Genomic DNA, 22,649 nt, shown 5'->3' on the forward strand with positions numbered 1-22,649 from the left:
TTTTTCATTTCTGCAAATAAAAAATGAACGGCAAATGCCTTTTAATTGATTCTCAGGCTAATAATTTTTTAATTTATTCTGAAAGACCAGTTCTTTGCCTAGTATAGAGCCTATCTGGCAGTAACAAATTTGAGTTTAAGCGTATAAAAAAATATAATTTATTCGTTTCTTATTAAATATCCTTATTTTCGGAACGTATTATAATCTTTATACAGTATAATTATATGAACTATACTAAAATTAACAATGTTTTAGGGTGGGCCTGCGCAATTATTGCTACCGTCACTTATATGTTAACCGCAGAAAGGTCAACGAGTTGGTGGGACTGCGGTGAGTTTATCGCCTCAGCATATAAAATGCAGGTGGTTCACCAACCAGGTGCTCCGTTATTTTTGATGATTCAAAATATATTCTCGAACCTTGCAGGGGGAGATGTTACAAGAATTGCTTTTTGGATGAATGTGGGATCTGGAGTATGCAGTGGTATTACCATTTTGTTTTTATTCTGGACCATTACAGCATTAGCTCGAAAAGTGGTCACAAAATCTGTAGATGGAACATATTCAAGTGCAGATTTGATCAAGATCTTCGGATCAGGATTGGTAGGAGCTTTAGCATATGCATTCTCAGATACATTCTGGTTCTCAGCAGTAGAATCCGAAGTATATGCCATGTCTTCTTTATGTACAGCTGTCGTATTTTGGGGTATTCTAAAATGGGAAAACCATGCAGATGAACCTGGTGCTGACCGTTGGTTGATTTTTATCGCTTACGTAATGGGACTTTCCATAGGCGTTCACTTATTAAACTTACTTGTTATCCCTGCTATTGCAGTTGTTATTTACTTTAAGAGAGCAAAGACAATTACAAGCAAAGGAGCTATTCAATCATTCTTATTAGGAGTAGTGGTTTTAGCGGTGATCTTATGGGGTATCATTCAGTACTCGGTTAAATTCGCGGCTTATTTTGATTTATTCTTCGTCAATACATTAGGATTGGGATTTGGATCAGGATTCACATTTTTTGTTGTGTTATTGGTTGCATTATTAGCTTATGGTATTTGGTATTCGATCAAAAAAGTAAAACCGATCTTAAATATCGTAATGATCAGTGCTTCTTTTATTATTTTCGGATACAGCTCATTTGCCATGATTATGATCCGTGCAAAAGCAAATCCAACGTTAAATAATAGTGATCCAGAAAATGCCTTTACTTTCTTAAGTTATCTAGGACGTGAGCAATATGCAAGTGAGCCTTTATTTAAAGGTCCTAACTTTGATTCTAAAGTTACAGGAGTAGAACCTACCTATTCTTACAGAAAAGATAAAGATAAGTATACAAAAATCCAGACAGGATCTACTTACCAATACGATAAAGAAGTTTTATTCCCTCGTGTGTATAGTAATAGAGATGGTCATCCTGGCTATTATCAGGACTATTTAAGATTAGGTGAAGGACAGTCTCCAACATTTGGTGATAACTTAAAATTCTTCTTTAATTACCAGATCGGTCATATGTACGGTCGTTATTTCCTTTGGAATTTTGCAGGTCGTCAAAATGATCAGCAAGGACACGGCACTTTTACAGAAGGAAACTGGATCTCTGGAATTAAACCGATCGATCAAATGTTGGTAGGTGGACAAGATGCGCTTCCTGATTCTTTAAATACCGATCCATCAAATAATAAGTATTTCTTCTTACCGCTAATTATAGGATTAATAGGTGCTTTCTGGCACTTCGGTAAAAGACAAAAAGATGCTGGTGTTGTTGGATTGTTATTTTTCTTTACAGGCTTAGCAATTGTTCTTTATTTAAATCAAAGTCCTTTACAACCACGTGAACGTGATTATGCCTATGCTGGATCGTTCTATGCATTTGCGATATGGATTGGACTAGGGGTCTTTGCGATAGCAGATTTCTTAGGTAAGAAAATGAATCCTAAAACAGCGGCAGGACTTACGACAGTGGTTTGTTTACTTGCAGCACCCGTTTTATTAGCAAAAGAAAACTGGGATGATCACGATCGTTCACATAAATTAACGGCACGTGATCTAGCTAAAGATTACTTAGAATCCTGTGCTCCTAATGCTATTTTATTCACTTACGGGGATAACGACACTTATCCATTGTGGTATGCACAGGAAGTGGAAGGTATACGAACAGATGTACGTGTCGTAAACTTAAGTTTGTTAAGTGCCGATTGGTATATGGCTCAAATGCAGAAAAAGGCAAATGATGCTGATGCGTTACCGATCAATATTGATAAAGAGAAATTTAAAAAAGGAGTGCGTGATGTGATGTACTTTCAAGATGTTCAAATTCCGGGACATGCTGATTTAAATTTAGTTTTACAGTTTATGCTTTCGGATGATGCTAAAAATAAGGCACAGCTGAACTCTGGTGAATTTGAGAACTTCTTACCAACTAAAAATCTTGCTTTAGCGGTAGATAGAAATGCGGTTATCCAAAATAAAACAGTACCAAAGGAATGGGAAAATACGATTCCAGATACTTTAGCATGGACTTATAATAAGAATTATGTAACCAGAGCCGAACTGTCGATTTTATCTATTTTAGCAGATAACAATTGGAAAAGACCTATTTACTTTGCAGCTACAGTTCCAAATGATAATTACTTAGGTCTAGACAAGTACCTAGTGCAGGAAGGTTTTGCATATCGTTTGATGCCTATTCAGGTTGCAAAAGAAAATGCAGGAGCGCTTGTAAATACTGAAGCCGCTTATACTGATATTACCAAGAAGTATGCTTGGGGAAATATGGCAACATCACCTTACTTGGATCCAGAATCGTACCGTATGATTGGTTTAATTGTCAACTCAATAACGGGAAGTACTGCAACACAGCTCTTGGAACAAGGAAAAGAGAAAGAAGCGAAAGAAATAGCTTTGTTAGTGTACGACAAAATGCCGAAACGTGTTTTCTTGATGCGCGATGTTTTAAACTATACACCGATCATTAATGTTTTATACAGTGTCGGTGAAACTCAAAAAGCAAACGACATTGTTAAGCGTAATTTGCAGTTCTTAACTCAAAATATGTCTTATTATAATGCTATTGCGCAGACAAAACCAGAATTGGAATATTCAAATATTGAAACTGCTTTAAGAACACTGGGTGTTTATAAGAGTATTTTATCTCAGACAAAAGAGACGAAATTACTACAAGAAATACAACAGCTTGAAGAAAATTATAAAAAGCAGTTTGGAATATAGTAGATTAATAGACAAAAAAGAGGGGCTTGCAGTTTTGTAAGCCCCTCTTTTTTGTCTATTATTTTTGTTAGCAGACAGCTACTAGAACAAGTGATCAACCATGGAGGTATTTTTTTATAACATTAAAAATATTTGAATGAACAAGCATTAATACTGACATTTAAAAAACTCATTTTCTTAACTGCACCTTTATACTAACTTTATTTTAGTCTTGATATGGTTTATGGTTATAAAAAGGGGATGATGGGAGGGTAATTGTAAAGGCTTGTTTACAAAGCGCTAAAACGATAAAACGGTTTTGTGATTTTGAGTAATTTTACCTAATTTGTCCTTTCATCTATACAATTAATTATAACCAAACAGATTTGAAGTGCATGTTGTTTTATTTTTTTCAATCGTAAGATAAACGGCTTCTAAGAAAATTAAAAATTGATTATGGTAAATTATCAAATAAAGGAAAGTACAGAAGTCTATGATGCTATTGTCGTCGGTTCGGGAGCCGGTGGTGGTATGGCGGGTTATATACTTGCCAATGCAGGCCTTAAAGTGCTGATGTTGGAAGCTGGTCCTTTTTATGACCCGGCAAAAGATTCTCAACAGCTACGCTGGCCTTGGGAATCTCCCCGACGCGGTGCCTCGACGACCCGTCCTTTTGGCGACTTTGATGCCGCATACGGAGGATGGCAACTTGAAGGAGAGCCCTATAGTAAAGTAGCAGGTACTGAATTTGAATGGTTTCGTGCACGCATGTTAGGCGGACGTACCAACCACTGGGGCAGAATATCATTGCGCATGGGGCCCGATGATTTCAAACCTAAAGATGGTGTTACTGATGCATGGCCAATTACCTATGACGAAGTTAAACCTTTTTATGATCGTGTAGATCGTATGATCGGTGTATATGGTACAGTAGAAGGCATACATAACGAACCTGATGGTATCTTTATGAAACCACCAAAACCACGATTGAATGAACTATATATAGCCAAGGGCGCAAAGAAAGCAGGGGTACCTGTTATTCCTGGGCGTGGAGCAGTATTAACGGAAGTATCCAAAGAAATCAAAGGTAGAGGTACATGTTTTTATTGCGGGCAGTGTGGACGTGCCTGTAAAGTATATGGCGATTTTTCTTCATCTTCCTGTTTAGTGATACCAGCAATAAAGACCGGAAATCTAAAAGTAATCGATAATGCAATGGTTCGTGAAGTATTGACCAATGATGAAGGGATTGCTATCGGGGTTTCATATGTTGACACAAAAGATTTGCAGGAATATGCGGTGAAAGGAAAGACAGTCATATTAGGAGCTAGTGCATGTGAGAGTGCGCGCATTATGCTTAACTCGAAATCTAAAGCACATCCAGGAGGTGTAGGGAACAGCAGTGGTGTTGTGGGGAAATATCTTCATGATTCAACGGGAGCAAGTCTCTCCGGTTTTTTACCACAATTGTTAGACCGTAAACGCTATAATGAAGATGGAGTTGGAAGCGTACATATCTACTCACCATGGTGGGAAGATAATAAGAAGCTTAATTTTCCTCGTGGCTATCACATCGAATATGGAGGCGGGCTTCACATGCCTTCTTATGGTTTTTTAAACTGGGTGCCCAATGTAAATAACAATGCAAAAGGCCCTGATGGTAAGCAAAAGCCATTAGGTGGATATGGAGAATCTTTAAAACAGGATTATAACAGTTTTTACGGTGCTAATGTAGGTATGGCAGGAAGAGGAACGGCATTAGCCAGAATAGATAATTATTGTGAAATAGATCCCAATAAAGTCGATAAATTTGGAATACCTGTATTGCGCTTCCATTATAAATGGGCAAACGAGGAGATTGCACAGGCAAAGCATATGCAAGAAACATTTCAGTCAGTTATGCACGAAATGGGAGCTGTGATAACCTCAAAGATTCCGGGAGCGGATACATTATATGGTTTAGAAGCACCAGGAAAAATTATCCACGAAGGTGGTACCACACGTATGGGAAATGATCCTAAAACTTCAGCTCTGAACAAATGGGGGCAAGCACATGATTGTAAAAATCTGTTTGTTGTAGATGCCGGGCCATTTGTACAACAGGGTGATAAAAATTTGACTTGGACTATCCTGGCCCTGTCAATGCGTACAGCAGAATATATTTTACAGGAAAAGAAAAATTTAAATAGCTAGAACTCATGAATAGAAGAGAATCACTAAAAGCATTAGGGCTGATCGCTGCTGGGACTGGTCTATTGGCAGGCTCCTGTAAAACCGATAATAGTAAAACTGCTGTTGCAGATGCAGCAGACAGAATTCCCGGAATTCAGGATTTTGAATATGAACGTACTAAAGCATTACAAGAAGAAAAATTCTTTAATGAACATGAGTTTGCAACAATAACTGTTTTAGCAGATATCATCATACCGAAGGATGCATCTTCAGGAAGTGCTACAGATGCTGGAGTACCGGATTTTATCGAGTTTATCGTAAAAGATTTACCAGATAATAAAATTCCAATGCGTGGCGGATTGAAATGGCTGGATGTACACAGTCAAAAGAGATATGGACAAGCGTTTGTAAACTGTAAACAACAGGAGCAATTGGCGATTGTAGATGATATTGCATATCCCGAATTAGCAAGACCTGAAATGCAACAAGGAGTTGCTTTTTTCTCGCTGATGCGTAACCTAACTTCTTCTGGATTTTATACCAGTGAAATCGGTGTAAAGGCTATCGGTTTTAAAGGAAACACACCAGGAGTGTGGACAGGTGTGCCCGACGATGTTTTGAAAGAACATGGTTTTGATCCATCTAAGTTCTTTGGATAGGACTAAAATTCACTTTAATAAAGCGTTTAAATATACGCAAAACTGTTATGCCTTCATTTCTATTTTAGTTAGAAATGAAGGCATTTTTTATTTTTCGACAACCTGTTGTTTTTCAGGAATATTTGTAAGTTTGTTGTCAGGTAACCAACCTAAAATATATGAATCGACAACTCAAACTTTGGGATGCCATTATGATTGTAATGGGATCAATGATTGGAAGCGGTATTTTTATTGTTTCATCGGACATGATGCGGCAATTGGGTTCCGGATGGTGGGTGATTATTGTTTGGATTATTACTGCAATAATGACTGTATCGGCGGCAATCTGTTATGGTGAGTTATCAGCTTTATTTCCAAAAGCAGGAGGTCAATATACCTATTTAACAGAAGTTTTTGGAAAAATGACGGGCTTCCTATATGGTTGGAGTCTCTTTACCGTTATTCAGACAGGAACTATTGCAGCGGTTGCTGTGGCATTCGGTAAATTTACAGCCTATCTCATTCCTGAACTTAATAATGCCCCTCCCTTATATGAAAATGGATCATTTAAGATCACCTGGATTCAGGTATTAGCCATGTTCATTATTTTAGTCCTCACCTTTATTAATACGAAGGGAGTGCGAAGTGGTAAAATGATTCAGTCTTTTTTTACATCATCAAAAATAATTGCATTAATTCTGTTGATCATAGGTGGTATATTTATGATTAAAGAGAATCATTTTTCAGAAAATTTAAGTTATGGATTAAGTTCCTATCAAAATTTAAAAGGCCTTGGTTGGACGGATATCAGTGGTGGTATCCTTTTAGGAGGTATAGCGGCGGCAATGGTTGGATCGGTTTTTAGCAGTGTAGCCTGGGAAAATGTAACATTTATAGCAGGAGAAATTGAAAATCCAAAACGCAACGTCGTACGTGCAATGGTGATTGGAACTTCTTTAGTTATGGTATTGTATCTGCTATGTAACTATGTTTATCTTGCCGCTTTAAGCAGAGATGAAATTGCATTTGCAGTCAATGATCGGGTTGCAGTAGCAACAGCACATAAAATTTTAGGGGAAACAGGTACGATCATTATGGCCATTTTAGTCATGATATCCACATTTGGTTGTGTCAACGGTATTGTGTTATCCGGCGCAAGAGTATTTCAGCGTATGGCTAAAGATGGACTGTTCTTGAAACAAGCAATCCCCAATAATAAGTATGAAGTTCCCGAGCGCTCTTTATGGTTGCAAGGTATATGGGCATCCTTGCTATGTTTAAGTGGTCAGTATGGCGATTTGCTCGATATGATATCCTTTGTTATTGTGCTTTTCTACATGATCACGGTGTTTGCCGTTATTTGGTTAAGATTTAAAGCACCAACATTGGATCGCCCTTATAAAACTGCGGGTTATCCCATTGTTCCGGTTATTTATCTTGTTATTGGCGCCACTTTCTGTATTTTGCTCATCCTGTATAAACCACAGTATACCTGGCCAGGATTTATTCTTATTATTTTAGGACTTCCTGTATATTGGTTGATCAATAAAAAGAAAGCATCTCCGATTGAATAAAGATTAGGGACGTTGGATATATTAAATTCATCTTTTATTCGGATTTTTTCAAAAAAAGTGGTACGTTTGCTTAAACATTCCCTTAATGAAACAGTCGATTTTATTAGATGGACCAAAATTTCAGATTACCATTCAAAGACTTTGTCGTCAATTGATTGAGAATCATGGAGATTTTTCAAATACAGTTATAATTGGTATACAGCCTCGCGGAACTTTCTTAGCCAAATGCATTGTCAAGGAATTAGAGAAGATGTTAGGTACTTCAATTTTAAGTGGTGATTTGGATATTACATTTTATCGTGATGATTTTCGTAGAAAAGGAAACGATGGTCCCATTTTAGCTAACAGCACAAACATTAATTTTATTGTAGAAGGTAAGAAAGTCATTTTAATGGATGACGTCCTTTGGACTGGTCGAACCATTCGTTCTGCAATGGATGCAATCCAAGCATTTGGTCGCGCTGAACGTATCGAACTATTGGTTCTGGTTGATCGCCGTTTTTCGAGACAGATTCCGATCCAGCCCGATTACATTGGAATCCAAGTGGATTCTATTGATTCTCAGAAAGTCATTGTGAATTGGAAAGAGTTGGATAATCAAGATAGTATCATCTTGGTAACAGAAAAGAAATAGAATAAAGAAAATCTGAATACATTAAAAATGTCATCAACAGCTGAACAATTAAGTACACGTCATTTGTTAGGAATAAAAGATTTAAATGAATCTGATATTCAATTAATTTTAAATACAGCGAGTAACTTTAAAGAAGTTTTAAACAGACCGATTAAAAAAGTTCCTTCACTTCGTGATATTACAATCGCAAATGTCTTCTTTGAAAATTCTACACGTACACGTTTATCATTTGAGCTAGCTGAAAAAAGACTCTCTGCAGATATCGTTAATTTTGCGGCCTCCTCTTCTTCTGTAAGTAAAGGTGAGACATTGATCGATACCGTCAATAATATCTTAGCGATGAAGGTTGATATGATTGTTATGCGTCATCCTTATGCCGGAGCAGGTGTGTTTTTAAGTAAGCATGTTAACGCACAAATTGTTAATGCCGGCGACGGAGCACATGAACACCCGACTCAAGCTTTGTTAGATTCTTTCTCGATTCGTGAGCGCTTTGGAGATGTCGCAGGACGTAAAGTTGCCATAATAGGTGATATCACCCATTCACGTGTAGCACTATCCAATATTCTATGTTTACAAAAACAGGGAGCTGAAGTGATGGTGTGCGGACCAACAACATTGATTCCTAAATACATTACTTCATTAGGAGTAAAAGTGGAGCATGACTTAATGAAAGCTTTGAACTGGTGTGACGTAGCCAATATGTTACGCATCCAGCTGGAAAGACAAGATATCGCTTACTTTCCATCCCTAAGAGAATATACCATGTTGTATGGATTGAATAAAACGCTGTTGGATTCATTGGATAAAGAAATAACAATTATGCATCCAGGACCTATTAATAGAGGGGTAGAGATTACTTCGGATGTTGCAGATAGCGCGCACTCTATTATTTTAGATCAAGTAGAAAATGGCGTAGCAGTACGTATGGCTGTACTTTACCTATTGGCAGGACAGCGCGGATAGCATTAATTGTCGATATAGATCAATATGCCTGATTTTTTATTTTTAAATCAGGCATATTTTTTTTGTATTAAATACGTTATACTTTGGATAATGTTAACAATTGTGAATAACTTTTGAGGAAAACTCCTTATTTTAGGCTTAATTTAGTACTTTGAATATTACTATGAATTTTACTTCGCTTTTTTGAGCTAAGTACTTGCAATACAAAATAAAAACATATAAAATATTTCACATATTATGTATAAAAAGATTTACCAGGTAGGGTTTGCGCTAAGTTTGATGGCGACACCAGCTTTAGCACAGCAAACAGAATGGCAACAAATCAACAAAGCATACAAGTCCGGGATGGAGTTGTTTGAAAGAGGCAAATTTACATCTGCTTCAGAACAATTTAATCGTGTAGAAGCGTTACGGACAAAATCCTCTCTGCAATTGGATGAAACAGAAGAACTCACGCTGTTGAAAGAAAATGTACGCTATTATCAAGCTGTATGCGCTTTAGAATTGGGGGAAACAGATGCCGAAGCACAGTTTTTGAAATATATCAAAGACTATCCAAGTAGTGCTAACGCAAAAGCAGCATATTTTCAAATTGGAAAATCTTACTATGCTAAGAAAGATTATGTAAAAGCTATTGAGTGGTTTACCAAAATTGATAGTAAAAATCTGGCAGGTAATGAAAGTTTAGAATATCGTTTTAAATTGGGATATTCTTACTTTACAACAAAGAATTATACTGCTGCCAAACCACTTTTTGAAACATTAAAAGATCAAAAGTCTGAATACCAGGAAGCATCAATATATTACTACGCTTATTTATGTTATTTAGATGCGGAGTATAAAACTGCATTAAATGAGTTTGAACGTTTGAATGGTTCAAAAACATTTGAAACAAGTTATCCTTATTACATTACAGCTTTGTATTTCTTGGACAAACGTTACGATGACGTTTTGGATTATGCTTTGCCTATCATGCAACGCACGAAACAGGAGAATGAAACCGAATTGTTCCGTATTGTGGCGGCGACCTACTTTATCAAAGGAGATTTAAAATCATCCAAAAGTTACTACGATAAGTTCCAGGCACAAGATCAAGGAAAAACACAGAATAATCAAGATAGCTACCAAATCGGTTATATCGCTTACAAATTGAAAGATTATGATAAGGCAATAACAGAATTGGAAAAAATGACAGAACCTGATGCATATTATCAAAGTGCGATGATTACATTGGGAGATTCATTCTTGAAAAAAGGAAATAAGCAAGCAGCACGTAACGCATTCTTCAAAGCCTCAAAATTAGATTTTGATAAAGATCTGCAAGAAGAAGGATTATTTAACTATGCTAAGCTTTCTTACGAATTGGAATTCCATCAAGTAGCATTAGCTTCCACTCAGGAATACCTGAAAACTTATCCAAAATCAAAACGTCAGGAAGAAGCGAAAACTTTATTAGCTGAAGTTTTATTGAGTACAAAGAACTACCGCGAAGCTGTTGATATCTTAGAGACCATTCAGAAAAGAGGTAGAGAAGCAAATGTCGCTTATCAAAAAGTAACTTACTATAGAGGTTTAGAATATTATAACGAACGTGCATTTGAAAATGCAATTTCATTATTCATGCGTTCTGAAGCAAATCGTTATGATGAAGAAATCTATGCGTTAGCTACCTACTGGAAAGCAGAGGCGATGTATGAAGTTCGTAAATATGGAGAAGCCGTAACCAATTTTAATAAATTTTTACGTCTACCGGCAGCAGCTAAAACTGATGTTTACAACTATGCCAATTATGCTTTAGCATATGCTGCATTTAGAAATGGAAACTACAATACATCTGCAAATTATTTTGAACGCTTTTTAGCGACAGGTGGTTCAAAAGGAATCGAGTTGAATACCCGTAACGATGCTATTGCTCGTTTAGGAGACTCCTATTTCTCAGCAAAGAACTACGGTAAAGCAATGGAACAGTATGATCGATTGATTAATGGGAAAGCAGCAAGTCAAGATTACGCATTATTCCAACGTGGTATCATTCAGGGACTACAGGGAAATAATGAAGGTAAAATTGCCACGCTGAAGTCTGTAATTGCTAAATATCCGACATCAAATTATGCCGATGACGTTTCTTTTGAGATCCCATACACTTATTTCTTAATGGGACAGTCCGACCAAGCTATTTCAGGTCTGCAAACGATGGTGGAGAAATATCCACGTAGCAGTTATGTACCTCGTGCTTTGGTAACAATCGGTTTAGTACAATATAATCAAGATAATAACGAAGCTGCTTTAAAGACTTTCCAACGCGTAGTGGATCAATATGCAACAACGGATGAAGCTAAGCAAGCAATGCGTTCTATTGAAAATATCTATTTAGACAATAGTGATGCTACTGGTTATATCAAATATGCTACTGGTACCAATATTGGAAATTTAACAACATCTGAGCAGGATAGCCGTACATTTTCGACAGCAACAACACTATTCTCAAGATCAAACTTCCAAGGTGCAGTTGAAGCCGTGAATGCTTATTTTGATAAATTCCCTAAGCCTATTCAAGAGAAATATGCACGTTTTATCCGCGCTGAAAGTAATGCTGCTTTAGGTCATACCGATGAGGCCTTACATGACTATAACATTATCTTGAATGACTGGACAAGCGCTTATACAGAACGTACTTTGGTGAGTGTATCACGCTTATATTTGAAACAAAAGAAATATAATGAAGCAACACAACTGTTGAAAAAATTAGAATTGACTTCTGAGTATAAATCTAATTACAGCTATGCGATCAACAATTTAATGGTCAGCTATTTCGAGATCGGTGACTATAAAGAAGCATTGAATTATTCCAATGCAGTAAGAAATTACGAAAAATCATCTGAGGAAGAGATCGCAAATGCATCACTTTATGCAGGTAAAGCATATTTGAAACAAAGTAAGCGTGCAGAAGCGCTGAAGGAATTTAATTTAGCGGCATTGAAGAGCCGTACAGTTATTGGTGCCGAAGCACGTTATAATGTTGCCTTGATGCAGTATGAAAATAAAGAATACGAAGCCGCTATTAAATCTGCTTTTGATGTTTCAGATTCGTTTTCATCTTATGATTACTGGGTTGCAAAAAGTTTTATCCTAATGGCAGATGCTTACGTAGGAAAAGGAGATAACTTCCAGGCGAAATCTACTTTAGAAAGTGTGATTGAGAATTATGACGGTAAGGATGATATTTTGCCAACAGCAAAAGCTCGTCTAGAAAAATTGAACAAAAAGAAATAGGAAATAATGAAGAAGTTGCACAATACAACAGTGAAGAAATATACATTAGCAACCTTGTTATTGGGAGCTGGAATGCACTCCTTTGCACAAGAAACACCAAAAAAAGTTGATCCTGCTACACCAGTGACAATTGATTCTTTTGATGTCGTACGTGATTATAAACCTATTCTTGCAGATGCGGTAAAAATCCGTCGTAGCCCTGATATGACCAATAAAAGGGAGTATCAGCCTAAGTTGAGCTATAATAATATTTCAGATAAGAAACTCGATATCAATACTGGATTGCGTGAGTTAAATGTGAAAGAATTGCCTTTCTCACAACTTGCTGATCAAACAAGTAACTATGTTAAATTTGGTGTAGGAAACTACAATACCATCTTAGGAGAAGCATATTTGGCCGTCGATAAATTTGAAAATACACGATTCGGATTATTTGCCAAGCACTTAAACCAAAAAGGCAGTATTGAAGGTCAGAAGTTCGCTACACAGGATGTCGGTATTTTTGGCCGTCGTGTTTACGAACCTTTTACAGTAAATGGAACTTTAGGATATAATCGTTATTCGACAAACTTCTACGGACAGGTGTTTGATAACAGTTCTAATTTAATCAATACCACGCCAGAGGCACAAGCTTTTAATGATATCTATTTCAACGGTGAGCTGACAAGTAATGCAGATGTGGATAAGGCCGGGGCGGTAAGCTATTCTGCGAAAGCAGATGCTTATCTTTTTAAAGATAAATATGATGCTAAAGAAAATTCATTCGCCATATCCGGTTATGTGAATAAAAAAGTCAACACATTTAATGTGGGGACTAATCTAAGTGCTAGCTTTAACTCAGTTGAAGATGTTAAGGTGGCAACAAAAAATCATGTAGCATCGATCAATCCATACATTAAATTTAAAGGTGATAATTATAATGTTACTTTGGGTGCCAATCTCGTTTCTGAGTTTGGAGATACCAGCCGTTTTAATGTTTTTCCAACAGTGGAAGCTGATTTTGCAGTTGTACCGCAGTATGTATACTTATTTGCAGGTGCAAATGGAGGTGTTAAACAAGGATCATTACGTGGTTTTGCAAAAGAAAATCCTTACTTAAATAGCAATATTGATGTACGCAATACTCTTGAAAAACTAAATGTATATGCAGGATTAAAGGGTAATGCAGGAGCAAATTTTGGCTATAAAGTAAAAGCATTTTACAAGCAGATCGAAGGACTTCCTTTGTATGTGAATAGTAGAGAAGAATTAGGAGGCGGTTTTGTTCCCTATAAATTTGATGTCATTTATGATGGATATTCAAGTAAAGCAACTCATTTTGGTATAGAGGGTGAGATGAATGTCCGTGTTTCACAATTGGTTAATTTAAGCGGTAAACTTAATATCGATGATTACAAAGTGAAAGATAATGAAGAGGCATGGTCATTGCCGAAATTCCGTTTCTTAGCCAATGCAAGATTCAATATTTCGGATAAATTCTTTGTAGATGCTGAATTATCTACACAAGGGCAGACTTCCGCTTTAGCTTATACATATACAAGTGCAACAGTAAGATCTGAAAATCCAAGTAAAGTAACTATCCCTTCTTTTGCAGATTTTAATGCAGGAGCAGAGTACCGTATTAAAAAGCAATTGGGTGTTTTTGTAAAGGCTAATAATATCTTTGGAAAAGAGTACGAGCGCTATCAATACTACCCACGTTTAGGTTTTAATATAATTGGTGGTATAAACTTTTCTTTTTAATACAAGAAGATTATAACTTTGCGTTAGCAAATAAGGAACAAGAATGAATTTAGGTAAAAACATCAATAATCTATTAAAGCGTTACGCTGAAGTTTACGTTAAGGGCTTGGGGGTGTTCAAAAGAAAGCATTCCGCAGCTCAGTTCGATAAGCAGCGCGACCTGTTTTTACCACCTATTTCTTATGTGGAATTTGATTCTACAGCTGAAAGTGGTTTTAATTTTATTCATTACATACAACAACAGCAAAACCTGAATCTTGATGCCGCAACTCAGGTGTTGCAGGATGCTGTTGCTGATTTAAAGGATCAATTGATCCAAAATGGACAGGCTAAACTTGAAGACTTAGGACACATTGTGAGCTATGGTTCAAGTTTAGTTTTTAAACCATTAGATCTCTCAGGTTTTAATTTTGAACCGATCAGACATGTTATTGCTCCAGAAATAGAGACTGTTATTCCCGATCGTGAATTGGAAGAAAATATTCCATTTTCTCCGACTGAACGAGAGGAACCCGTGGAAGATATTATCGAGGATGAACCGGCAGATATAGATCAAGTAGAAGAGGAAATCGTACCTGAAACGGTAGTGGTAGCTCCTTCACCAGTTGAAACACCTGTAGCGCCGATAATACATGAACCTGTATCCGAAACGATTGACGAAAGAGTAGAAACTGATCCAGCGATATTTTATCAGGAAAGAAGTACTAAATCAAATACAGTTTGGTATTATATTTCAGCAGCGATCATTATTGTGGTATCTGTTATTGTTGCTTTCTTGCTTAATCCTTCATTGAAGGATCAATTGTTTGGAAAGAAACAAGCAACAGCACCGGTCGTCGTTCCCGCACCAGTGGATACACTACCTAAAATCGATAGTACACAATTGAAGCAAGATTCAACTGCAATAGTTGATTCTTTAAAAGTGGATACAGCAGCACTTCAAACAACACTAAAGGAAACGGTAGTCGTAAAAGAATCAGTACCTGTAGCACAGCCAAATTATCAATTGGTTATTGCCACGCCAAAAACAATGGAGTTGGCAGAAGAGGAAGTGCAGAGGTTGCGTAAAAAAGGTTATCAAACTGTGCGGGCAGTTGATAGCAAATTTAAAAGAAATAAAAAACGTGTGATTTGGGATACCTACATGACAAAAGAAGAAGCAGATCGGGACCAGGCAACTGTCGCGAAGACTTTTTCAGGAGCATGGGTAGAGAAAATAGCGAAATAGTCTAATATAAACAATTTTAAAATTATAAATTATTATGTCATTGATTCAAAGCGACAGCAATCTTTTGGACACCGTTAATCAAGCTGCACAGCAAGCAGTACCTGTAGTAAGAGACGAAAATTTGAGCTTAATTCAAATGATGATGAAGGGGGGATGGATTATGGTTCCCATTTTATTATTGTTGTTTATTGGTTTGATCATCTTCTTTGAGCGTTTTCTGACTATTCGTAAAGCTGCAAAGTATGATGTTTCACTAATGTCACAAGTAAAAGCAAGTGTGCTTTCTGGTAAATTGGACGCTGCTTTAGCAGTTTGCCGTTCGAGTCACTCAGCATTAGGACGTATGTTGCAAAAGGGATTACTACGTGTAGGACGTCCAATCAAAGATATTGAAGGTGCTATTGAGAATGTAGGTAAACTTGAGGTTGCTAAATTGGAAAAGAACATTAATATTCTAGGTATTATTGCAGGTATTGCGCCGATGCTTGGTTTCGTAGGAACAATTTTTGGAGTAATTACAATTTTCCATGAAGTAGAGATGGCTGGTGGTATTGATATTGGTTCAGTATCCGGAGGTCTTTATGTGAAGATGGTAGCTTCGGCATCTGGCTTAACAGTTGGTATCTTAGCATATATTGGTTACCATATCCTAAATATGATGGTGGAGCGTTTGATCTTACGTATGGAGACAGATGCAGTTGAATTTATTGATTTATTAGATGAACCTGGCGCATAATCGCAGGGTCGTATAGCTAATTAATCAATTAAAATTTAGAATAATGAATCTAAGAAGTAGAAAAAATAAACCAGCAGCTGAAGTACATACTTCAGCATTGAACGACATCATGTTCTTTCTGATGTTATTCTTTTTGTTGGCATCTGCTGTTTCCAATCCGCAGGTTGTGAAGTTATTACTTCCAAAATCCAGTGCTGGAGAGCAGTCTGTATCCAAAAAAACATTGACGGTTTCGATTACCTCGGATTTAGCTTACCATGTTGAAAAGGCAGTTGTACCTTATGATGCATTAGAAGCAGCAATCCAATCGCAAATGAGGACAGGAGAAGAATTGACGATCATGATGTATGTTGATAATTCAGTCCCTATTCAGAATGTGATTTCAGTAATGGATATTGCCAACCGCTTGAAAATAAAAGTTGTTTTGGCGACAGAACCAAAGAAAGATTAAAGAGTTTTAAACCTTTTTTAAGGTTTAAGTTCTAATTTTAAAGAATAGGAGATAAATACATGGCTTACCATCTTCAACATGAGGAAAATAACTTCCCCAAAGCATTAGGGATTTCTACTGCTATAATGGGGATTTTGGTATTGATAAGTTTCTTTGTCATTTTTGGAACTAAAATGCCCGATGAATACGGTATGGGCGGTATGGTTGTGAATTATGGTACAGCAGAAGAAGGCATGGGCGATGATTACATGAGTGTTGAAGAACCTTCTGTAGATCCCAATGCTAATAATGTAAAACCAGATCGCGTCGTTCCAGAAGAAATACCGACACCTACACCTTCACAGCAGGTCGCTGACAAAGCAGTCGTGACACAAGATGTTGAAGATGCTCCCGTTGTTACGAAGGCTTCAAAGCCCGTAAAAACAGTTGCGCCTGAAACAACAAAAGAAGTGAAGGACAGTAAACCTGCAGTAAATTCGAATGCCCTTTATAAAGGCAAAAAGAATAACGGCACAGGTTCTGGTGATGGTACAGGAACGGTACCTGGCAATCAAGGTAGTAAATTAGGTGATCCTTTAGCCAGTAATTATGGTGAAGGTGGTTCTGGAAACGGTAATATGATGCTTTCAATTGAAAACAGAAGTTTTACGCAGAGACCTCAGATTGATGATAATGGACAGCAGGCTGGTAAAGTAGCTGTTGAGTTCCGCGTCAACCAATCGGGAGTGATCATTTATGCACGTGCCGGAGTGAAAGGTACAACCATCACGGATCCAAGCTTATTGGAAAAATGTGAAAGAGCTGTTCGTGGAGCTCGATTGAATCAATTGCCAAATGCGCCTGACTCTCAGACAGGCAGAATTGTATTCAATTTTAAACTAAGATAAAATTTATTGTCAATGCATAATTATAATGAGGTAATCGAGTATTTATATGCTCGATTACCTATGTTTACCCGTGACGGGGCATCCGCCTATAAAAAGGATTTAGATAATACCTTAGCATTACTTCATGCGTTAGGAAATCCACAAGATAAATTCAAATCTATTCATATTGCCGGTACGAATGGGAAAGGTTCATCCTCTCACATGTTGGCTTCTATCTTTGCAGAGGCAGGATATAAAACAGCCCTGTATACTTCACCACATTTATTAGATTTTAGGGAACGTATTCGTATCAATGGACAGATGGTCGATGAGCAATTTGTTATTGATTTTGTGAATAATCTGCATGCACTGATTGAAGAGATTCAACCCTCATTTTTTGAGGTTACGGTGGCTATGGCATTTGATTACTTTGCAAAACAGCACGTTGATATTGCCATCATTGAAGTTGGTTTAGGTGGTCGTCTTGATTCTACAAATGTCATCATGCCACTGGTATCCTTAATCACTAACATCGGTTTTGACCATATGAATATGTTGGGTGATACGCTTCCAGCTATAGCATCTGAAAAAGCAGGTATTATAAAAAAAGATACTCCTGTTGTCGTATCGGAATATCATAAAGATACTGCGCCTGTATTTCTAGAAAAAGCTAAGCTTGAAAATGCAGCGCTTGAGTTTGCATCCGACAAATTGCAATCAGAAATTAAAGCCATTAATGAAGATCATTTACTGATTGAAGCCAAGGATAAGGAAGGTCATATCGAGCAATACGAATTAGATCTAAAAGGAACGTATCAATCAAAAAATATATTAGGTGTCTTGCGGATTGTTGATCATATGCGGACACGAGGTTATGATCTGTCACAGGACGATGTAAAAAATGGTTTGCGAAAAGTACAGTCTTTTACCGGCCTTCAAGGTCGATGGCAGACACTTTCCAAAAAACCTTTTATCATTTGCGATACTGGACATAATGAGGATGGAATTAGGGAAGTTCTGAAAAATTTAGCCCATACAAACTATCGGCAATTGCATTTTGTAATAGGAGCAATGAAGGATAAAGATTTAGGACATATGCTCCCATTGTTACCTACAGATGCGATCTATTATTTTAGTAACCCTGATATGCCTAGAGCGATGCCTTCAGAAGAACTTGCAGCTGAAGCACATCTATTGGGACTAAAAGGAAATGCATATGGCCCTGTCGTAAAAGCTTTTGAAGCAGCAAAAAAACAGTATCAGGACGGAGATTTAATTTTTATAGGAGGAAGTAACTTTGTGGTATCAGAAGTGCTTGCCGCTATAAACTAATGTGCTGCCTGATAAGACAGCTATTGTAAAGTAAAGCAAAAAAAAAGAGCGAGCAGATCTTTAGATCTGCTCGCTCTTTTTTATGCCACAAGATTGTAGTTAAGTAATTACCCAATTTTCGAATTTTCTTCAAGTGCCGGGAATTTTATCCTATGTAAAATTTATCCAAATTCAATTCAGTTTATGAAAAAATTAATCGTTGATAGTCAATTCACCTCTGATATCCTTTTCGATCCAATAGGCAACATCTTTTTGATCTTCGCATTCACCCTGTAGGTACATGAGCTTTGTTACAGCAGCTTCAAAAGTCATATCATAACCATTGAGTACTCCAATCGCTTTTAGTCCAGTGCTCGTCTCATAACGCCCCAGTTCAACAGAACCAACCTTACATTGTGATATATTTAAAATATTCTTACCGTTATCAATGGCTTCTTTCAGCAAATCTAAAAACCATTGATCGGTAGTGGTATTTCCGGAGCCAAATGTTTCCATAACAATAGAACGGACATCCGAATTTAATACTGCTCTGATTGTGCTAGGACTTATACCTGGAAACAATTTCAGAACACCCACGCGATCGTCAAGTTTGGTATGCAAAATAAACTCTTTACCACTGTTGTTTAATAAAGCATCTTGATTGTATTGGAGATGAATACCTGCCTCTACAAGAACCGGATAATTGGGGGAACGGAAAGCTTCAAATTTTGCCGAATTATATTTGAAAGATCGGTTACCTCTAAATAATTTATTGTCAAATAGAATACATACTTCTTGAATCATGGAGACCCCAAAATGCTTTGTAGACGCAATTTCTAAGGCAGTCATCATATTTTCCCTTGCATCGGTGCGAATTTCTCCGATCGGTAATTGAGAACCTGATAAAATGACGGGTTTTTGTAACCCTTCCAGCATAAAGCTTAAAACCGAAGCCGAAAATGACATGGTATCTGATCCATGTAAGATGACAAAACCATCATATTCATCGTAATTGTCCTTAATGATCTGTGCCATTTCAATCCATATTTCAGGCTTCATATTGGAAGAATCAATAATGGGATTAAAGGAATGTACGGTTAATTTATAATTTAATCGACTTAGATCTGGAAGATTGCGCTTGATTAATTCAAAGTCAAAGGGAACGAAAGTTCCCGTTTCGTCTTTGACCATTCCTATGGTGCCACCTGTGTATATGATAAATATGTTATGCATGATGTGAGTTAGATTCCAAATATTCTTTTTGAGTTTTCAGTTGTTATTGCCGCTACTTGTTCTATTGGTAATTCTTTAATGTCAGCTATTTTTTGTGCTATATAGTACAGATAACTACTTTCATTTTGTTTGCCTCGAAACGGCATCGGAGCAAGATAAGGCGCATCAGTTTCCAGTACAATATGTTGTAGGTCTATCTGTTTAACCACTTCGTCAAGCCCCGCTTTTTTAAAAGTGACAACTCCGCCAATACCCAGTGCGAAACCCAGATCGATAGCATGTTGCGCTTGTTCAATGTTTCCTGTAAAGCAATGTAGTACCCCAAAAAGTTTTTCATCTTTTAGTTCTTCTAATAATTCAAATAATTCGTCAAAAGCCTCACGACAATGAATATCTATTGGTAAATTAAGATCTTTAGCCCATTGTACCTGCTGACGAAAAGCATCTTTTTGAATCTCCAAAGTAGATTTGTCCCAATACAGGTCTAGGCCAATTTCTCCGATAGCATACACTTTGTGTTGCTGCAGTGCCGCATAGATTTTTGTTAGTTCTTCTTGATAGTTTTCTTTTACATCACAGGGGTGTAAACCGAGCATCGGAAAACAGTTGTTTGGGTATGCATCAACAGTTTTCATGACTGCAGCTATCGATGCACTATTGACATTTGGAAGAAAAAGGCGATGAATATCTTTATCAAAGCAACGTTGCATTTGTTCTGCTAATGAATCGTTTTCGGTGTGGTAGTATATATGGGTATGGGTATCTGTTAGTAACATGGATTATAGTTATAGCGACGGTAAAAATAAATGTTTAGGATGAAACGACCTAATTTGATGAAACTTAGTCATTATCACGGTGATGGATATAGCGCCAATGCTTTGAAAATTAGAAACTCATATAGCTGTTTTATTACGAATATAAAACTGCACAGCTTTTTTTTTGATTTTTTGTTAAAAATGAGAAATATTTGATCAAAATTTTAACTGTTTTATTATTTAGAACAGGATAAAATTCCTGTATTTAAGAATATTGTAGCTAAATCACCTAAATAATGCATATTCCTTCCTTTTACTATGGGATTTATAGCACTCATCTATCCCGTCAATTAGAAAAGATGTAATCACTCATCCATCCATTTGATATAAAAATCAAACGCTTACTTATTCTTATTTCCTCTTTATTTGTTTAAGTACACTTTGTCAGGTCACCATTTCAAGCAAATTGCTAAAAGTTTTACAGATAATAAAATTCTGATAATTATGGACTTAACCAAGCCAATTTTGCGTAATGCCCAAGCTAATTATTGATCCTTATCGCATTGAAGGGTTTATCAACATTTGGAAATAGAAGACCAATGAAAAAGGGCTTATTGAATTACCAATAAGCCCTTTTTTCTTGAATATTTATGTCCTTATTTTTTTGCTGGTGTAGCAGGTGTCAATTTTGTTGCAGGAATTGTTGTTGGAGCAGCTGCAGGAGCTTTTCCAGGAATAATGTCAATAACTTCTACGTCAAAAATTAACGGCGAATATGGAGGAATCTCTCCAGCCTGACGTTCGCCATAAGCTAAATTAGAAGGGATAACCAATGTTGCTTTTGAGCCTTTGTTTAATAACTGGAAAGCTTCCGTCCAGCCTGTTATAACACCATCTACACCTAAATGTAGACGAAGAGGTTCATAAGGTCTTTGTGCATTGAATTTTTTATATTTTTTAGCAAGATCAGCTTGATTGGTATCAAATACTTTATCGTTTGCTAATTTCCCAACGTAATTAACAACTACTGTATCACCAACAGCGGCATTTTTACCTGATCCTGGTTTTGTAATTACATATTGTAAACCGGAAGCTGTTTTCTGAGTTGCTAATTTATTATTCTTTAAGAACGCTTCAACTTTCCCAGCTTCAGCCCCTTTTAACTTAGCGTTCTGTTCTTCAAAATATTTCGTAACCTGCTCGCTTAATTGCTGATCGGTAAGTTTACCTTTTTTGAAGTGTTTTTGAACTTTAATCGTATAGATGATGTATTTGTCAGCAAAATCAGGTTTTGGCTGCTTTGTTTTAGCCGTAATAGAATCTAAATTAATCTTAAATACCAAACTATCACCTTCACCTACAAATTTGAATAAACCAGTTGGATCTCCTGGGTTTTGTTTGATGATACTATCCGGATATAATTGTAGGATTTGTGGAACTCCTGCATCGTAAGTACTCGACATGACAGAATCTCTATCAGATTTTTGAATAATATCTACCGACAATAAATCACCTGCAACTGCCTTTTCTGCACCAGCATCCTTCACGATTTTGTATTCTAGGCCACCCTCAGCCTTTTTAAAGTTTTGGCAAGCAGTTAATAAAAGCCCTGATGCCGCGAATAGTAAAATTGATTTTTTCATTTAAGTTTAATTGCTTTCTTATTTTTTTTATTAATTCTTATAATCTGGTCATACGACTTTAGTCGTATTGAGATTCTGTTCCTTTTAAATAGTCTTCCTATTCTATGGAAGGAAACATCTCAGATCAAAGATAATTTAATTTGTTCAGTTCTGGCAGTAATTTTTACGTAAAAAAATGGAAAGATGGATATGAAAAATAGCTATGATAACTGCT

The 22,649-nt window shown here is 36.7% G+C and carries 16 protein-coding genes; 13 read left to right on the plus strand and 3 right to left on the minus strand.

Annotated elements, in window-relative coordinates; all coding sequences use genetic code 11:
* Positions 1-224 precede the first annotated feature (224 nt).
* The 13 genes from JAZ75_RS10480 (at position 225) to JAZ75_RS10540 (ending at position 18,825) form a co-directional block, all read left to right on the plus strand.
* Entirely contained in the window at positions 225-3,233 is a 3,009-nt protein-coding gene (locus JAZ75_RS10480; RefSeq protein ID WP_132841240.1) for a DUF2723 domain-containing protein, read from the plus strand.
* 435 nt (positions 3,234-3,668) lie between these two features.
* Entirely contained in the window at positions 3,669-5,405 is a 1,737-nt protein-coding gene (locus tag JAZ75_RS10485; protein WP_132769032.1) for a GMC oxidoreductase, read from the plus strand.
* A 5-nt stretch (positions 5,406-5,410) separates the two neighbouring features.
* On the plus strand, positions 5,411-6,043 hold the full coding sequence (locus JAZ75_RS10490; protein ID WP_132769030.1) for a gluconate 2-dehydrogenase subunit 3 family protein: 633 nt from the start codon (positions 5,411-5,413) through the stop codon (positions 6,041-6,043).
* A 158-nt stretch (positions 6,044-6,201) separates the two neighbouring features.
* Positions 6,202-7,596 (plus strand): APC family permease, encoded by a 1,395-nt coding sequence (locus JAZ75_RS10495; RefSeq protein ID WP_132769028.1) that lies wholly within the window; start codon positions 6,202-6,204, stop codon positions 7,594-7,596.
* Between the two features lie 85 nt (positions 7,597-7,681).
* Positions 7,682-8,230 carry a bifunctional pyr operon transcriptional regulator/uracil phosphoribosyltransferase PyrR gene (gene pyrR / locus JAZ75_RS10500; RefSeq protein ID WP_132769026.1) on the plus strand — a complete coding sequence of 183 codons (549 nt, stop codon included), beginning with the start codon at positions 7,682-7,684 and terminating at the stop codon, positions 8,228-8,230.
* 27 nt (positions 8,231-8,257) lie between these two features.
* A complete protein-coding gene (locus tag JAZ75_RS10505; protein ID WP_021188731.1) occupies positions 8,258-9,196 on the plus strand; it encodes an aspartate carbamoyltransferase catalytic subunit in 939 nt (312 codons plus the stop codon).
* A gap of 237 nt (positions 9,197-9,433) precedes the next feature.
* Complete coding sequence (locus tag JAZ75_RS10510) at positions 9,434-12,469, plus strand: tetratricopeptide repeat protein (RefSeq protein ID WP_183917225.1); 3,036 nt, start codon at positions 9,434-9,436, stop codon at positions 12,467-12,469.
* Between the two features lie 6 nt (positions 12,470-12,475).
* Positions 12,476-14,212: a TonB-dependent receptor gene (locus JAZ75_RS10515; protein ID WP_208701702.1), complete on the plus strand. Its 1,737-nt coding sequence runs from the start codon at positions 12,476-12,478 to the stop codon at positions 14,210-14,212.
* Positions 14,213-14,255: 43 nt separating this feature from the next.
* Positions 14,256-15,440, plus strand: coding sequence for an SPOR domain-containing protein (locus JAZ75_RS10520; protein WP_208701704.1), 1,185 nt, complete (start codon positions 14,256-14,258; stop codon positions 15,438-15,440).
* A 34-nt stretch (positions 15,441-15,474) separates the two neighbouring features.
* Positions 15,475-16,176, plus strand: coding sequence for a MotA/TolQ/ExbB proton channel family protein (locus JAZ75_RS10525; protein WP_132769018.1), 702 nt, complete (start codon positions 15,475-15,477; stop codon positions 16,174-16,176).
* A 43-nt stretch (positions 16,177-16,219) separates the two neighbouring features.
* Positions 16,220-16,627, plus strand: a complete 408-nt coding sequence (locus tag JAZ75_RS10530) for an ExbD/TolR family protein (protein WP_132769016.1) — start codon at positions 16,220-16,222, stop codon at positions 16,625-16,627.
* A gap of 59 nt (positions 16,628-16,686) precedes the next feature.
* Positions 16,687-17,514 carry an energy transducer TonB gene (locus tag JAZ75_RS10535; RefSeq protein ID WP_132769014.1) on the plus strand — a complete coding sequence of 276 codons (828 nt, stop codon included), beginning with the start codon at positions 16,687-16,689 and terminating at the stop codon, positions 17,512-17,514.
* 12 nt (positions 17,515-17,526) lie between these two features.
* Positions 17,527-18,825, plus strand: a complete 1,299-nt coding sequence (locus JAZ75_RS10540) for a bifunctional folylpolyglutamate synthase/dihydrofolate synthase (RefSeq protein ID WP_208701706.1) — start codon at positions 17,527-17,529, stop codon at positions 18,823-18,825.
* Positions 18,826-19,017: 192 nt separating this feature from the next.
* Here JAZ75_RS10540 and JAZ75_RS10545 read toward each other — a convergent pair whose 3' ends face one another.
* The 3 genes from JAZ75_RS10545 to JAZ75_RS10555 all read right to left on the minus strand — a co-directional run bounded on the left by JAZ75_RS10545 (position 19,018) and on the right by JAZ75_RS10555 (position 22,435).
* On the minus strand, positions 19,018-20,037 hold the full coding sequence (locus JAZ75_RS10545; RefSeq protein ID WP_021188735.1) for an asparaginase: 1,020 nt from the start codon (positions 20,035-20,037) through the stop codon (positions 19,018-19,020).
* 8 nt (positions 20,038-20,045) lie between these two features.
* A complete protein-coding gene (locus JAZ75_RS10550) occupies positions 20,046-20,813 on the minus strand; it encodes a TatD family hydrolase (protein WP_021188736.1) in 768 nt (255 codons plus the stop codon).
* Positions 20,814-21,448: 635 nt separating this feature from the next.
* Positions 21,449-22,435, minus strand: coding sequence for an FKBP-type peptidyl-prolyl cis-trans isomerase (locus JAZ75_RS10555; RefSeq protein ID WP_132769010.1), 987 nt, complete (start codon positions 22,433-22,435; stop codon positions 21,449-21,451).
* Positions 22,436-22,649: the final 214 nt, after the last annotated feature.

Source organism: Sphingobacterium sp. UDSM-2020 (genome assembly GCF_016132525.1).
In the GTDB taxonomy this organism is placed as follows: domain Bacteria; phylum Bacteroidota; class Bacteroidia; order Sphingobacteriales; family Sphingobacteriaceae; genus Sphingobacterium; species Sphingobacterium anhuiense.

What these genes read in the sequence shown, in the direction of transcription:
- JAZ75_RS10555 (WP_132769010.1), bottom strand. Translation starts at nt 22,435, where the DNA reads ATGAAAAAATCAATTTTACTATTCGCGGCATCAGGGCTTTTATTAACT.
- pyrR (WP_132769026.1), top strand. Translation starts at nt 7,682, where the DNA reads ATGAAACAGTCGATTTTATTAGATGGACCAAAATTTCAGATTACCATT.
- JAZ75_RS10545 (WP_021188735.1), bottom strand. Translation starts at nt 20,037, where the DNA reads ATGCATAACATATTTATCATATACACAGGTGGCACCATAGGAATGGTC.
- JAZ75_RS10520 (WP_208701704.1), top strand. Translation starts at nt 14,256, where the DNA reads ATGAATTTAGGTAAAAACATCAATAATCTATTAAAGCGTTACGCTGAA.
- JAZ75_RS10525 (WP_132769018.1), top strand. Translation starts at nt 15,475, where the DNA reads ATGTCATTGATTCAAAGCGACAGCAATCTTTTGGACACCGTTAATCAA.
- JAZ75_RS10480 (WP_132841240.1), top strand. Translation starts at nt 225, where the DNA reads ATGAACTATACTAAAATTAACAATGTTTTAGGGTGGGCCTGCGCAATT.
- JAZ75_RS10485 (WP_132769032.1), top strand. Translation starts at nt 3,669, where the DNA reads ATGGTAAATTATCAAATAAAGGAAAGTACAGAAGTCTATGATGCTATT.
- JAZ75_RS10505 (WP_021188731.1), top strand. Translation starts at nt 8,258, where the DNA reads ATGTCATCAACAGCTGAACAATTAAGTACACGTCATTTGTTAGGAATA.
- JAZ75_RS10510 (WP_183917225.1), top strand. Translation starts at nt 9,434, where the DNA reads ATGTATAAAAAGATTTACCAGGTAGGGTTTGCGCTAAGTTTGATGGCG.
- JAZ75_RS10530 (WP_132769016.1), top strand. Translation starts at nt 16,220, where the DNA reads ATGAATCTAAGAAGTAGAAAAAATAAACCAGCAGCTGAAGTACATACT.
- JAZ75_RS10535 (WP_132769014.1), top strand. Translation starts at nt 16,687, where the DNA reads ATGGCTTACCATCTTCAACATGAGGAAAATAACTTCCCCAAAGCATTA.
- JAZ75_RS10515 (WP_208701702.1), top strand. Translation starts at nt 12,476, where the DNA reads ATGAAGAAGTTGCACAATACAACAGTGAAGAAATATACATTAGCAACC.
- JAZ75_RS10550 (WP_021188736.1), bottom strand. Translation starts at nt 20,813, where the DNA reads ATGTTACTAACAGATACCCATACCCATATATACTACCACACCGAAAAC.
- JAZ75_RS10495 (WP_132769028.1), top strand. Translation starts at nt 6,202, where the DNA reads ATGAATCGACAACTCAAACTTTGGGATGCCATTATGATTGTAATGGGA.
- JAZ75_RS10490 (WP_132769030.1), top strand. Translation starts at nt 5,411, where the DNA reads ATGAATAGAAGAGAATCACTAAAAGCATTAGGGCTGATCGCTGCTGGG.
- JAZ75_RS10540 (WP_208701706.1), top strand. Translation starts at nt 17,527, where the DNA reads ATGCATAATTATAATGAGGTAATCGAGTATTTATATGCTCGATTACCT.